This window comes from Glutamicibacter sp. JC586 (genome assembly GCF_009805585.1).
In the GTDB taxonomy this organism is placed as follows: domain Bacteria; phylum Actinomycetota; class Actinomycetes; order Actinomycetales; family Micrococcaceae; genus Glutamicibacter.
Genome location: NZ_VHIN01000022.1, coordinates 244,435 through 258,100 on the forward strand (window position 1 = coordinate 244,435; position 13,666 = coordinate 258,100).

Sequence of the window (13,666 nt, forward strand, 5' to 3'; positions counted from 1 at the left end):
GAATTTGATTGTTGACCACGCAGCGGGTGCTGCCATGCTCAAGCCTAAAGCTGAATAAGCATTTAGCTACTGAGCCAATAAACGATGGGGATCTCACTACCGTGACTCACTTGCTTAAGAAAACTTGGGTTAAGTACCTAGCTCAGGCGCTCGCCGTGGCAGTCGTTATTGCCGGTGCCGTTTTCTACGTTGCCGGACAGAAAAACGTAGTGATCTCGGTCGATGGACAGTCTGAAGAAGTCGCGACCCGTGCATCAACTGTTGGGGAACTGCTAGATCAGCAAGAAATCTCCTTGGCTGAACGCGACGAAATCTCTGCAGCACCAGAAACTGGACTGTCGGACAAACAGCAGATCGATATCAAGCGCAATAAGTCAGTGGAAGTAACCGTTGACGGAACTGAGCGAGTCGTACATACCACCGGCATGACCGTGGCTGATGTTGTTGCTCAGCTGGATCTTGATAAGGGTTCCGAGGTTTCCCTTGACGAGGATATGCAGCTGACTGCTCTGAGCGATGAACTCGAAGTGATCACTCCAAAAGACGTTAAATTGATTGTCAATGACAAGAAGAAAACGGTAGCTACCACTTCGTCGACCATCAAAGAACTGCTGGCAGAGCAGAAAATCAAAGTAGATGACAACGACGAAATTAACGTCAAGGTCGACGGTAAGAAAGAAAAAAACGTCAAGGACAGCGTAGCCATCGCAGCTGGTACCGAGGTCGAGGTTATTGACGTCTCCGTCAAAACCTGGGACGAAACTCGAGACATTGACTTCGATACCAAGGAAGTTAAAGACGACTCCTTGGAAAAGGGCGAAACCGAAGTAGAGACCAAGGGCGAGACGGGTGAGCGCGAGCTAACCTTGCGTCAGGAAACTCGCAACGGCAAGAAGGGCGAGGAAGAAGTTCTCAAGTCGAAGGTCAGCAAGGAACCTGTTGTTGAAGTAGTCAACGTAGGTACCAAGGACACCGCCAAGGAAGAAGCAGAAGCTAAGGCTAAGGAAGAGGCCGAAGCTAAAAAGGAAGAAGCCAAGAAGGAATCTTCATCTTCTAAGAGTGAAGAGAAAGAAGAAACCTCCTCGAAGCCGAAGGCAAGCACCGGCAACATTTCTGCAACCTGGCAGGCGCTGGCCAAGTGTGAATCCGGTGGAAACTGGGCTATCAACTCCGGTAACGGTTACTACGGTGGTCTACAGTTCTCGGCTTCCTCATGGCGAGCAGTTGGCGGTACCAAGTACGCACCGTTGCCTCACCAAGCAAGCCCACAGGAGCAAATTTCTGCCGCTGAAAAGCTTCGCGCTTCCGGTGGCTGGGGCCACTGGCCAGCATGCTCGTCCAAGCTGGGGCTGCGCTAAAAGTAAAGTAGCTAATCAACGCGACGCGTCCACCATCACGGTGGGCGCGTCGCGTTGTTATGTTTGGAATCATCTGGCTGAACTAGAATTGGATTTGTGATGTCTAAGGAATCTTTGCCGCTACTTGGGGCCACCGAAATCCGTCGTCTGGCTGAAGAGCTGGGAATCCGCCCTACCAAGACGTTGGGGCAGAACTTTGTGATTGATGGAAACACCATCCGTCGCATCGTCGCCTCTGCCAACGTTGACCCAGGCGAGACCGTGTTGGAAGTTGGACCCGGGCTTGGATCGCTGACCCTAGGGATCATGGACGCAGCTGCAAAAGTTGTCGCCGTGGAAATCGATCCACCACTGGCCAAGCGCTTGCCACAAACGATGGCAGAGTTCCGACCGGGGCGTGAAGAGGACCTCACGGTCATCCTCAGTGATGCCATGAAGGTCACCGAGCTTCCAGGGGAACCGACCTCGTTGGTAGCAAATCTTCCCTACAACGTTGCCGTACCCGTTGTTCTGCATTTGCTGGAACACTTTCCGTCCATACGCAATGGCCTAGTTATGGTTCAGGATGAAGTCGCTGACCGTATGAGTGCCACCCCCGGTAATAAGATTTACGGAATTCCGTCAGTCAAAGGTGCTTGGTATGGCACCATGCGTAAGGCTGGTGTGATCGGGATGAATGTTTTCTGGCCAGCACCAAAGATTCACTCTGGTTTGGTGTCCTTCACCCGTGATAAGGACCGTAGTGATGCACCAGACCGCAAGGAAGTTTTTGCCATCGTCGATGCTGCCTTTGCTCAGCGCCGTAAGACTTTGCGAGCCGCATTATCCGGGTGGGCTGGCTCTGGCGTACGTGCCGAGAAGATTTTGGTAGCTGCCGGCATTGACCCGAAGGAACGCGGCGAAAAACTCGATATTGAGCAATACATCGCTATCGCTAAGGCGGCTCAAGAAGTCTCCGCGCACCTAGCGGACAGCGAGGACTAGCCTTGGCCAAGCAGCGAGTCATAACCACCGCTCCGGGAAAAATTAACTGTTATTTTCGTGTTGGGCCGCCTCGTGAAGACGGATATCACGAGGTAGCGAGTCTGTATGTTGCGGTTTCCCTGACTGAACAAATTGAAGCGTCCTTGCGTACCGACGGCGAATTGCAATTGAGCCTGGAACCAAATTCGCCGGTAGTTCATGATCCAGAAAACTTTCCGCTGGGCGAAGGCAACTTGGTGTACCAAGCAGCTCAGCTGTTGCGCGAGCACACCGGAACTACCTTGGGCGCGAACCTGCACATTACTAAGCGCGTTCCCATCGCTGGCGGTATGGGTGGGGGATCGGCCGATGCCGCCGCCACATTGGTCGCTTGCAACGAGCTATGGGAAACCCACCTGGACCGCGAAGAGCTGGCGCGTCTAGGATCCCGACTCGGCGCCGACGTTCCTTTCGCCTTGATGGGCGGAGCCGCAATTGGCCTGGGTATCGGAGACAATTTAGCTCCACTGCTCACGCGTGCAAAAACCCACTGGGTTCTCATTCCCGCAAGCTACGGGCTTTCTACCCCACGCGTCTACGGAATGTTGGACCGTCTGCGCGCAGGTATGGACATCGAGGTTCCGCAGGAAATCGACCCAGCCGTTATCGAAGCATTGATGGCCTCGGACGCACCGGCACTGGCCCAGGTGCTAGCCAATGACCTGACCCAGGCCTCGCTGGCTCTGGCCCCGGAGCTGGGCACCATGCGCGACCTTGCTGAAGGCGCAGGTGCTTTGCGTGCCATGGTCTCTGGGTCGGGCCCGACGCTGGCCCTGCTGGTGCGCGATGACGAGCACGCCGAAGAAGTGATGGCTCAGCTAGGTGACGAAGTGGGAGTTGCCACCATCGGTGTCACCGCACCCGCAGCTGGTGCGCGCATCACGCACAGCGAGTAATACTGAGTGTGCTCTTTGAGCGCACTTGCGTCGAATGTAACTGCAAAGTTAACTTCCTCGATTGCTCTTGTCGTGCAATGAAACTGGCCATAGGCTGATTCCCAAGTGCTAATTGAAAGCGATTCATTTAGGGAATTCAGGTGGTCCACGCATGCTCAACGGCCAGGTATCGCATTGGTGGGAACAAATCGGGGTCCCGAATCCAAGGCCGAAACTTCGCGGGCATAACACCGTGGATGTCGCTATCGTCGGTGCCGGATTCACCGGCCTGTGGACCGCCTACTACCTGGCCAAAGCCAATCCAGACTTGGATATCGCGATTCTCGAAGCCCGGCATGTTGGCTACGGAGCCTCAGGGCGCAATGGTGGGTGGCTGACCAATACCATCACGGCGGGCCCGGATCACTACCTCAAAACGCATTCGGTTCAGCAGATCAACGATTTCCAGCTGGCCATGAATCGCACCGTAGATGAAGTCATCAACGTCTGTGCGGCCGAATCCATCGATGCCGATATTCTTCGTGGCGGTGAATTCGAGGTCGCCTACACTCCGGCACAGGAACAGCGATTGCGAGCCCACGCGGAAGCGAACAAGTCCTGGGAACACCGCGGAACCAAGCTCTTGGATTCCACTGAGGCGCTAAAAAAGATCAACGTCGCCGGGACACGTGCGGCCCTGTGGCATCCGCATGCCGCGCGGATTCATCCTGCAAAACTCGTGCGCGGACTCGCTGAGGCAGTAGAACGCCTCGGTGTGAAAATCTATGAAGATACGCGAGTCATGGCAATCCGTCCTCGGCAGCTCGAGTTGGATGGTGGAACTCTCAATACGACATACATTGTCCGTGCCACCGAAGGATTCACAGCCCAACTGGCCGGCCATAAGAGACTGTGGCTACCTATGAACTCTTCGATGATCGTCACCGAACCATTACCCGAATCAGTCTGGGATGAACTGAATTGGAGCGCCGGCGAAGTCCTGGGCGACTATGCTCACGTGTATATGTATGCCCAGCGCACCGCCGATGACCGGATTGCTTTTGGCGGACGCGGAGTGCCCTACAAGTATGGTTCGCGCACCGACATGGATGGTCAGACCCCGCAGAGCACGGTCGATGGATTGCAAGAAATCCTGCACCGGATGTTCCCGCAAACGCAACAGACAAAAATTGCTCATGCTTGGTCCGGTGTGCTCGGCGTGCCACGAGATTGGGCAGCAACCGTGGGGCTCGATCCGCAGACCGGTATCGGCTGGGCTGGCGGGTATGTCGGCACCGGCGTGGCAACCACAAACCTCTCTGGTAGGACTCTGCGAGACTTGATCTTGGGGCAGGAGACGGGCCTAACCCAATTGCCATGGGTCAATCATCAGGTGCGCAAGTGGGAGCCGGAGCCGCTACGCTGGCTGGCCACGAAAGGGCTCTATGCGGCCTACGGCAAGGCCGACCGAAGCGAACTCAAAGGCCGCGAAAACTCGTCGCCACTGGCCCTCATTGCCGATAAGATCACCGGCAAACCTTAGGGAAACGGACTACTCGGCAGCAGTCGGCAAGCCGTCAACGCGATATTCGCGCTTGATCCCCGCTGTTTCTTGGCCCCACGCGCTAGCGCGAACCCGCAGTTGATGCGCTTCGAAGGCTTGCAGATCGGTGAACTGCTCGGCGACATTCCATATCCAAGGATCCTCGGTGGGTGTCACCTGGAATGATAGGCAACCAGCTTCTGCCCTCGTGAGTTGCACGTGGACAGGCAAGAGCTGATTCACGGTATCTGCCTCTGATTGGCTGGAGCATATAAGGCGACCGGTCAGGCTCACAATTTCCATGATCTGAGTCTCCCATGCACCCTTCGAATCAGTGGCACCGGAGGCAGAATACGACGTTGGCCCGGAACCATTACGGTTCCGGGCCAACAATCACACGGCGGGGCTAGAAGTAATTACTCAAGCATTTCCGTTAGTTCCAGCCAACGCTCTTCCAGCTCATCAATCTGGGTTTGGTATTCATCGATTTCGGCGGTGAACTTTCCCAGACCTTCATAGTCGCTCTGGTCATGGTCTGCCATTTTGGCGTGAACCTTGGCGATCTTATCGTTGAGCTGCGATACCTTGCGCTCGTTGGCATTCAACTCTTTTTGAGCTGCACGGAGTTCGGCGCCTGTGGGGCCGGTTGACTTGGCGGGAGCCGAAGCACCTTGTGCCTGCGACGGGTTGGAACCACCGGTGGAGCCTTCCGCGGCACGTAGCTTGAGGTATTCATCCACGCCGCCTGGAACATGGCGGAATTTTCCACCAAGAATCGCGTACTGCTGGTCGGTGACGCGCTCCAGAAGGTACCGGTCGTGGGAGACCACAATCAAGGTACCCGGCCACGAGTCCAACAAGTCTTCAAGGGCTGCCAACATGTCGGTATCAACATCGTTGGTCGGCTCATCGAGAATCATCACGTTGGGCTCATCCATGAGGATCATGAGTAGCTGCAGGCGACGACGCTGACCACCGGAAAGTTCAGCTACCCTGGTTGACAGATGCGCTGAAGAGAAGCCGAGCCGCTCCAGTAGCTGTGCAGGAGTCAGGTCTTTGCCATCAACATTAAAAGTGGTGCGATAACGCCCCAGGATTTCTCGAACTTTGTCCTGTCCGATCTGCTCCAGCTCGCGGAACTGCTGGTCAAGCACTGCCAGCTTCACGGTCTGGCCGCGCTTGATCTTGCCGCCGGTAGGCTCCACGGTTCCGGCGATCAAGCCCAGCAGCGTGGACTTGCCTGCGCCATTGGCACCTAACAAGCCGCTTCGCTCGCCCGGGCCGATGCGCCAGGTGAAAGGTTTGAGGACTTGTTTGGCGCCGAAGGATACTTCGGTATCCAGCAGGTCAATAACGTCCTTGCCCAAACGGCTGGTGGCCATCTTCTGCAGTTCCAGGGGATTACGCGCAGGTGGCACATCAGCGATCAGCTGATTGGCAGCCTCGATGCGGAATTTCGGCTTGGAGGTACGAGCAGGAGCGCCGCGGCGCAACCAAGCCAGTTCCTTTTTCATCATGTTCTGGCGTTTGTTTTCGGTGACCGCGGCAATACGGTCACGTTCTACGCGCTGCAACACGTAGGCAGCGTAGCCGCCTTCGAAAGGCTCAACGATCTGATTATGTACTTCCCATGTGGTGGTGCACACCGCGTCGAGGAACCAGCGGTCGTGGGTGACAACCATCAGTCCGCCGGAATTCTTGGACCAGCGATTGTTCACGTGCTGGGCCAGCCATGAGATACCTTCTACGTCCAAGTGGTTGGTTGGCTCATCGAGGATGATCACGTCCCAGTCCTGAACTAGCAATGCGGCGAGGGCAACACGACGGCGCTGGCCGCCGGAGAGCGTACCTACCGTAGCTTCCCAGTCAAGGTCGGCAACGAGTCCGGCAATGATGTCGCGAATCCGTGCTTCGCCGGCCCACTGGTGATCTTCCATGTCGCCGACCACGCTGAAGTGTACGGTGGCATCCGGATCCAAGGTATCGGACTGATCAAGTACGCCCACCCGTAGGCCGTTGCGTGAGGTGACACGACCAGAATTGGGCTCGATTTTGCCCGAGAGCATGCCGAGCAGCGAGGACTTGCCTTCGCCGTTGCGTCCCACCAAGCCGATGCGGTCTCCATCGGAAATGCCGATGGTCACCGAGTCAAAGACAGTATGGGTGGGATATTCCAGATGTAGGGCTTCGCCCCCGAGTAAATGAGCCACGTTTTCCATTTTACGTACCGGGTGCAAATCGGGCTTAGAAAGCGCCAGTTGATCCCGCTTCATGTATCTGTATTTAGCCATGGCGTTTTGCGATTTCACTCATAGGGGGCGATCGTGGCAGAATAATTAGCGTGCTTGTGGGGACCAACCACATGAGCCGTTTTCCGCCCTGGTGTAATGGCAACACTCCAGCCTTTGGAGCTGTGTATTCTAGGTTCGAATCCTAGGGGCGGAACCACAGTAGAAGCGTCACGCAAGTGGCGCTTTTATTCTTTAACCAGTTCAGCCAATCTGCCTGCGCACGTTAGACTTGTCTAAGGGTTTTCTTCTCTGCCCAAAACCTTGAATCTAATCTGCAGGAGAACGCACTTGAGCGATCAGGTCAATGCACCAGTAGCAGTCATCGTCCTCGCGGCCGGCGCTGGCACCCGGATGAAGTCGGCTAAGCCGAAGATTATGCACGAAATCGCAGGTCGCTCCATGATTGCTCACGCACTTCATGCCGCGTCCGCATTGGAACCAAAAAACCTCGTTGCGGTTGTCCGCCACCAGCGTGACTTGGTCGCCGAACACATCCTTAGCCAATTCCCTTCGATCACCATTGCTGATCAGGATGAAATTCCGGGTACCGGACGCGCCGTGGCCCAGGGCCTTGAAGTCGTTGATCCGGCCCTTGAAGGCACCGTCGTGGTGACCTACGGTGATGTGCCATTGCTCACCAGCGAAGTGCTGCAGGATCTTGTGGCTACCCACGAGTCCAACCGTAATTCGGTGACCGTGCTGACCACCTCCTTGGATGACCCCAACGGCTACGGCCGTATCCTGCGCGATGAGAACGGCGACGTCGCCGGAATCCGCGAACAGAAGGATGCCTCAGCAGAAGAATTGCTGATCAAGGAAATCAACTCCGGCATCTATGCTTTCGATGCACAGATGCTGCGTTCGGCGCTAACCGAGGTCACCACCGATAACGCGCAGGGCGAGATGTACCTGACCGATGTGTTGGCTATTGCCCGCGGCCGTGGTGGGCGAGTTGCTTCCTCGCAGATCGCTGACCGTTGGCAGATTGAAGGAGCCAACGATCGCGTTCAGGTGTCCAACTTGGCGCGCATTTACAACCAGCGCAAAACCGAATTCTGGATGCGTCAGGGTGTCACCATCGTTGATCCAGCAACTACCTGGATTGATGCCGAGGTGATGATTGGTCAAGACACCACCATCAAGCCAGGCACGCAGTTGCACGGCACCACGATTATTGGCGACAACGCAACCGTGGGCCCAGACACCACATTGACCAACGTTATCGTCGGGCAGCGTGCCACTGTTAAGCGCACCGACGCGACGGATTCACGCATCGCAGAAGGTGCCTCGGTAGGTCCATTTGCTTACCTGCGTCCGGGAACGGACCTGGGAGCAGACGGCAAAATTGGTGCGTTCTACGAAACCAAAAATGTCACGATTGGTCGTGGGTCTAAGCTCTCGCACCTCGGTTACGCCGGGGATGCTGAAATCGGTGAATTCACCAACATCGGGTGTGGCAATATCACCGCGAACTACGATGGCGAAAAGAAGCACCGAACCAAGATTGGTTCGCATGTGCGCACCAGCTCCAACACGGTATTTGTCGCCCCAGTGGAAATCGGGGACGGCGCATACACCGGAGCAGGCGCCATCGTCCGTAAAAACGTCCCGGCCGGTGCCCTTGCACTGTCTGTGGCTCCGCAGCGCAACTCCGAGGGCTGGACGCTTGAAAAGCGCCCGGGAACCCCATCAGCTGACGCCGCATTCAAGTCTTCACTGAATTCCTCGGTCACCGAGTAATCCGGCCACGGACTTTATTTCCTCAACAACAACCTCATACGTGATAGCGAAGCGAGCGAGAAAGCATACTAATGAGTGAAATCAGCCATAACGTCGACAAAAAGCTGGTGCTGGCCAGCGGACGTGCACACCCGGAACTAGCCGCTGAGGTAGCCAAGGAACTTGGCACCGAACTGCTTCCGCTGAACGCCTATGACTTCGCCAATGGCGAGATCTACGTGCGCTCGGACGAATCGGTCCGCGGTAAGGATGTCTTCCTGCTGCAGTCCTACCCAGCACCGACGAACAACTGGCTGATGGAACAGTTGATCATGATTGACTCGATGAAGCGTGCTTCGGCTCGTCGCATTACCGTCGTGGCTCCGTTCTACCCTTACGCACGACAGGACAAGAAGGGTCGCGGTCGCGAGCCTATCTCGGCCCGTCTGGTTGCTGACCTGTTCAAGACTGCTGGCGCAGACCGCGTCATCTCTTGCGATTTGCACACCGCGCAGATCCAGGGCTTCTTCGACGGTCCGGTTGACCACTTGTTCGGCTTCCCGCTGCTGGCTGACTACATCAAGACGAAGATCGATGTTAACGAAGCTACTGTGGTTTCCCCTGATACCGGACGTGTTCGCGTGGCAGAGCAGTGGGCAGACCGTTTGGGTGGCGTACCACTGGCCTTCGTTCACAAGTCCCGTGATTTGACCGTGCCTAACCAGGCAGAGTCCAAGACCGTGGTTGGTCAGGTTGAAGGTCGCACCGCGATCCTCATTGACGACATGATTGATACCGGTGGAACCATTGCAGGCGCCGTTCGCGTGTTGAAGGAAGCCGGCGCTAGGGATGTCATCATCGCAGCTACCCACGCAATCTTCTCGAATCCTGCTGCTCAACGTTTGGCGGATTGCGGTGCACGTGAAGTTGTTGTTACCAACACCTTGCCAATTCCCGAAGAGAAGCACTTCGATAACCTGACGGTACTCTCGATCGCTCCAACCATCGCTCGCGCGATCTCGGAAGTCTTCCACGACGGTTCGGTCACGAACCTGTTTGACGGCCGCGCCTAGCAGCCCTCGTTTCGCAAAGCCTCTGGCCGGTACCCGTTGGGTGCCGGCCAGTGGTGGTTATGCCACTATTTACCGTGTCCTATAAGGGGAACCACCTTCGAGACAAATTTCTCGTATCGTTATACGTGACGACAATACGTGTTTTTGGCGGCCCGTGCTTCGCGTTCATCATGCATAACGAGTCACTCGGAAATTTGCGCGGCCGGATCAGCCTGACCCTCCGAATCGGGAGCTTCCTGCGTAACAGAGTTTCTTCGCCTCATTCGCACAGCGACAATGGCGACCAATACACCGACCAGCGCACAAATGCCGGCAATGATTACCATTCCCCGGGCGTCTTCCGTCGTATGTGGGGTTCCAACGACGTAGCCGACGGCCACCGAGGCGCTGGTGAGCATACGATAGTAGGCCCAAGCACTTCCGATGTGAGCTTGGGGGATCTGCTGAAAGATCAGGTTTCGTACCCCGACATTGTGCGTTCCATTGCCCAGACCACCGATAGCAAAGGCCACACCGATGACGATGGCGATCGGTACCAGCCCTTCTGTCAATATCGCCAACGCCATGCAAAGCCCGCCGCCCACGATGAGCAGCATGGTACGAGGTGCCAGACGTTTGGTACCGGCAACATAAGCGCCGATGAGCGAACCGGCGGCCCAGCAGGACAAGACCAAGCCGTAAAGCGCGTCAGATCCGGAGATTTCCCTCAACCAGAACACACCCGCGACAGCCTCGATAGAAGTGCTGATCATGATGAGAATCAACAACGGCAACGTGGCCGTGACAACCGGCGAGGAGCGGATGGCCGCCCAGCCCTCACTCACCCCGCCGAAGAGATTCCAAGAGCCGTCTGCCTTGGAATCCGGCCGATCGGCTCGCAGCATCAGAAACACCGCCGTGGCTGCGAGAATCGCAGTGGTCACGGCATTAACGCTCAGCATCAGTGATGCGCCGACTTTATTGAAAAGCCACGCAGATAGTGCTGGTCCAATCAAGTAGGCCAGAGAGGAACCGACGGCCATCAGGGAGTTTGCCCGCTCGATACGGATGGGGCCAATAAGCGCAGGCAGCAATGCGAACGCCGCGCTGCTGGAGAGAATGTTGATGGCATTGGAGGCGGCCAGCAGCATGAGGCGAGACCAGAAATCATCCTGCGACGCGGCGATGCCGATGCACAGGCTTTGCACCGCCAGAGAAGCGACCCAGATCTTGCGGGGATCGTAGCGATCGACGATCGCTCCTCCAAAGGGAGCGAGGAGCATCGCCGGGATGGCAAGGCAGAGGGAGAACCACGTGACCATCCAGGGCTGGCCCTGGTCCACGGCAGTAAGCACCATAGACATGGAGGCAGCTTCGTCGCCGACGATGGCCAGTGAAGAGATGACAACCAAGACGATAAGCGGCACGGTCGACGTGAGCCGAGTCGTTACGTGGCTCGTCATATGTTCGTTGCCTTCTCAGTTTGTTTGGTTGCGGACCTGTGGCAGCAGGGAACTTAGCTACAATCCTGTAAGTCTATTGTGGCATCAGTAACAATTCACAACCTAAATGAGTCCTCTGGGAGACAGGAATTTGTTCCTCACGGGGACTTGTCGGTTCTCATGGCCCGGTGGAGACGCGGTTTTCCGTAAAGAAACCACCCGCGAGGTAGCGGTGGCGGTAAGCCCGTGACTCTCGCGCTTGTTACCATGAGTCGACGAACAGAGCCGTGCCATACTGGTGAAATGCTCAACCGTTTCTGGCCTCTCGTCCAATTGAAACTTGTAACCAAGCGTTTGGAACTCCGCGTTCCAAACGATGACGAGTTATCCGAACTGGCTCAGATCGCGGCTGAGGGCGTCCACGAGCAGGGAGAGCGACCTTTCTTGACACCTTGGACAGGTCTCCCTCCTGAGCAGCGGGCACTGCACGTGATTCAGCAGCATTGGAGCCGCCGGGGTGCATGGTGCGTGGAGGATTGGGCTTTGGAAATGGGCGTATTTCGTGAAGGTGAACCGGTGGGCATGGTCACGTTAAAGGCACGCAATTTTCCGGTACTTCGTGAAGTAAAAACGGAGTCGTGGCTTGGTCTCGATTTTCACCGACAGGGTATTGGGACTGAGGCTCGGAGGGCCTTGCTGAGTTTTGCTTTTGAGGGACTGGGCGCCGTTACCGCGCTGACCGAGGTGTTCCAAGAAAACGTTGGTTCGCAAGGCGTTTCGCGTAGGCTTGGCTATCGTCACGATGGCATCTCGCGGGATGTACTCGACGGCGAAGTCGTAATCTCTGACCGCCTGCGCCTTGATGCCTCGGATTGGGTCCCGAGCGATCCTGCAGATTTAGTGGTCACGGGCCTGGTAGAGGCCCGCCAGTTCTTTGGCATTTAGGAATTAGCCTTAGCGTCCTAGCCCGTCAGTGGAACGGTCTGTGTGGTGGGGGAGTTTTTCACCTGAAGACACATTCATTTTCCGAGCAGAGTGAACCAAAAGGATCTCGTTTAGTGGTCTTCGCTACAGCTTTTCTCACTGACGAAATCAGCTGGTAGAATTGTTGACTGTGCCCAGGCGAGGGAAACACCAGAAATGGTGGGACCGTTATCGACAAGGCCGGAAAAGCTCTTTCTCGCTTAGATGTTAGATGCTTCCCGAGTCCACGCAAGGGCCTTAACGAAGCATTCATTTCCTAAGGAGAAACATCATGGCATCTGTCAACCTTGACGCCGTTGTACGCACCGATTTCGGTAAGGGCGCTGCCCGCCAGGCTCGCCGCGACGGCCAGATCCCAGCAGTTATCTACGGTGCAGGCTCGGAGCCACAGCACGTATTGCTGCCAATCCACGAAACCACCCTTGCTGTTCGTGACCGCAGCGTTGAGCTCGTTCTGAACGTTGAAGGTAAGACCGTCAAGGCTACCGTCAAGGACATCCAGATCCACGCGCTGAACCGCACCGTTGATCACCTTGACCTGATCATCGCTGCCTAATTCCAGCGAACTAGGTTTTAGCTAAGCATCATGAGTGATGGCACTTGGCTCGTAGCCGGACTCGGGAATCCCGGGTCCGGCTACGCTGGCAATAGACACAATATCGGGCAAATGGTGCTCGACGAACTGGCTAACCGCGTCGGCTCAAAATTCAAAACCCATTCTTCACGAGCACAAGTTGTTGAAGGTCGCATGGGCATTGGTGGTCCACGCATCGTCCTGGCCAAGCCTATGGTTTTCATGAACCTCTCCGGTGGGCCCGTAGCTAACGCTGCCAAGTTCTTCGGAATCGGCGTAGAGAACCTGATTGTCGTGCATGATGAGATCGATATTCCTTTCGATACCATCAAACTCAAACGCGGCGGGGGAGAAGGCGGACATAACGGACTGCGCGATATCTCCAAAGCCATGGGATCTAAAGACTATTTGCGCGTTCGCGCCGGGGTGGGACGACCTCCTGGACGCATGGACACCGCAAAGTGGGTCCTGCAAGACTTTTCCAAGACCGAGAAGCAGAATCTTCCGTTCTTGATTGATAATTGCGCTGACGCTGTAGAACTGTTGATGAGTTCAGGGCTCGAAGCGGCGCAAACAAAATTCCATACCAACTAACTCTTGAGTGTTGTCACTCAACGCTGTCAAGAATTGGTGTTCAAGGATCGCGCGAAGACCCACTGGGCTCAGCGCGATCCTTGAAACGTTAAATAGGACCCGTTTGAGGTGTTACTTACTAAGGCCAAACTTAGATGTACTTCTGAAGACAGAGTGGAATAATTACCCAATGTACACCTTGCCTAATCCCTCAGTGGCTTCATAACCTCAC

At 55.9% G+C, this 13,666-nt stretch carries 11 protein-coding genes, 1 tRNA gene and 1 pseudogene; 10 read left to right on the top strand and 3 right to left on the bottom strand.

Going from position 1 to position 13,666, the window contains the following annotated elements; translation table 11 throughout:
* The first annotated feature begins 101 nt into the window (after positions 1-101).
* The 4 genes from FJV47_RS16745 (at position 102) to FJV47_RS14920 (ending at position 4,799) form a co-directional block, all read left to right on the top strand.
* The gene (locus FJV47_RS16745; protein ID WP_159614367.1) at positions 102-1,358 is read left to right on the top strand and encodes a resuscitation-promoting factor; all 1,257 of its coding nucleotides are present in this window, start codon (positions 102-104) and stop codon (positions 1,356-1,358) included.
* A gap of 99 nt (positions 1,359-1,457) precedes the next feature.
* Complete coding sequence (gene rsmA / locus FJV47_RS14910; RefSeq protein ID WP_159614369.1) at positions 1,458-2,342, top strand: 16S rRNA (adenine(1518)-N(6)/adenine(1519)-N(6))-dimethyltransferase RsmA; 885 nt, start codon at positions 1,458-1,460, stop codon at positions 2,340-2,342.
* 2 nt (positions 2,343-2,344) lie between these two features.
* Positions 2,345-3,277: a 4-(cytidine 5'-diphospho)-2-C-methyl-D-erythritol kinase gene (locus FJV47_RS14915; protein WP_159614371.1), complete on the top strand. Its 933-nt coding sequence runs from the start codon at positions 2,345-2,347 to the stop codon at positions 3,275-3,277.
* Between the two features lie 151 nt (positions 3,278-3,428).
* Entirely contained in the window at positions 3,429-4,799 is a 1,371-nt protein-coding gene (locus tag FJV47_RS14920) for an FAD-binding oxidoreductase (protein WP_159614373.1), read from the top strand.
* Between the two features lie 9 nt (positions 4,800-4,808).
* Here the strand turns inward: FJV47_RS14920 and FJV47_RS14925 are convergent, their stop codons facing one another.
* Both FJV47_RS14925 and FJV47_RS14930 read right to left on the bottom strand, forming a co-directional pair.
* Positions 4,809-5,102 (bottom strand): putative quinol monooxygenase, encoded by a 294-nt coding sequence (locus FJV47_RS14925; RefSeq protein WP_159614375.1) that lies wholly within the window; start codon positions 5,100-5,102, stop codon positions 4,809-4,811.
* Between the two features lie 113 nt (positions 5,103-5,215).
* A complete protein-coding gene (locus FJV47_RS14930) occupies positions 5,216-7,009 on the bottom strand; it encodes an ABC-F family ATP-binding cassette domain-containing protein (protein ID WP_159614377.1) in 1,794 nt (597 codons plus the stop codon).
* A gap of 163 nt (positions 7,010-7,172) precedes the next feature.
* On the opposite strand from FJV47_RS14930, the gene FJV47_RS14935 reads away from it, so the two are divergent.
* The 3 genes from FJV47_RS14935 to FJV47_RS14945 all read left to right on the top strand — a co-directional run bounded on the left by FJV47_RS14935 (position 7,173) and on the right by FJV47_RS14945 (position 9,882).
* A tRNA-Gln gene (locus FJV47_RS14935) sits at positions 7,173-7,247 on the top strand.
* Between the two features lie 131 nt (positions 7,248-7,378).
* Complete coding sequence (gene glmU, locus FJV47_RS14940) at positions 7,379-8,830, top strand: bifunctional UDP-N-acetylglucosamine diphosphorylase/glucosamine-1-phosphate N-acetyltransferase GlmU (protein WP_159614378.1); 1,452 nt, start codon at positions 7,379-7,381, stop codon at positions 8,828-8,830.
* Between the two features lie 71 nt (positions 8,831-8,901).
* Positions 8,902-9,882, top strand: coding sequence for a ribose-phosphate diphosphokinase (locus FJV47_RS14945; RefSeq protein WP_159614379.1), 981 nt, complete (start codon positions 8,902-8,904; stop codon positions 9,880-9,882).
* Between the two features lie 182 nt (positions 9,883-10,064).
* Here FJV47_RS14945 and FJV47_RS14950 read toward each other — a convergent pair whose 3' ends face one another.
* Positions 10,065-11,324, bottom strand: a complete 1,260-nt coding sequence (locus FJV47_RS14950) for an MFS transporter (protein ID WP_159614380.1) — start codon at positions 11,322-11,324, stop codon at positions 10,065-10,067.
* Positions 11,325-11,606: 282 nt separating this feature from the next.
* On the opposite strand from FJV47_RS14950, the gene FJV47_RS14955 reads away from it, so the two are divergent.
* The 3 genes and pseudogenes from FJV47_RS14955 to pth all read left to right on the top strand — a co-directional run bounded on the left by FJV47_RS14955 (position 11,607) and on the right by pth (position 13,455).
* Positions 11,607-12,248 carry a GNAT family N-acetyltransferase gene (locus FJV47_RS14955; RefSeq protein WP_159614381.1) on the top strand — a complete coding sequence of 214 codons (642 nt, stop codon included), beginning with the start codon at positions 11,607-11,609 and terminating at the stop codon, positions 12,246-12,248.
* Positions 12,249-12,558: 310 nt separating this feature from the next.
* Positions 12,559-12,831: pseudogene (locus FJV47_RS14960) on the top strand (50S ribosomal protein L25); the annotation flags it as partial.
* A gap of 42 nt (positions 12,832-12,873) precedes the next feature.
* The gene (gene pth / locus FJV47_RS14965; protein ID WP_159614383.1) at positions 12,874-13,455 is read left to right on the top strand and encodes an aminoacyl-tRNA hydrolase; all 582 of its coding nucleotides are present in this window, start codon (positions 12,874-12,876) and stop codon (positions 13,453-13,455) included.
* The last annotated feature ends 211 nt before the right edge of the window (positions 13,456-13,666 follow it).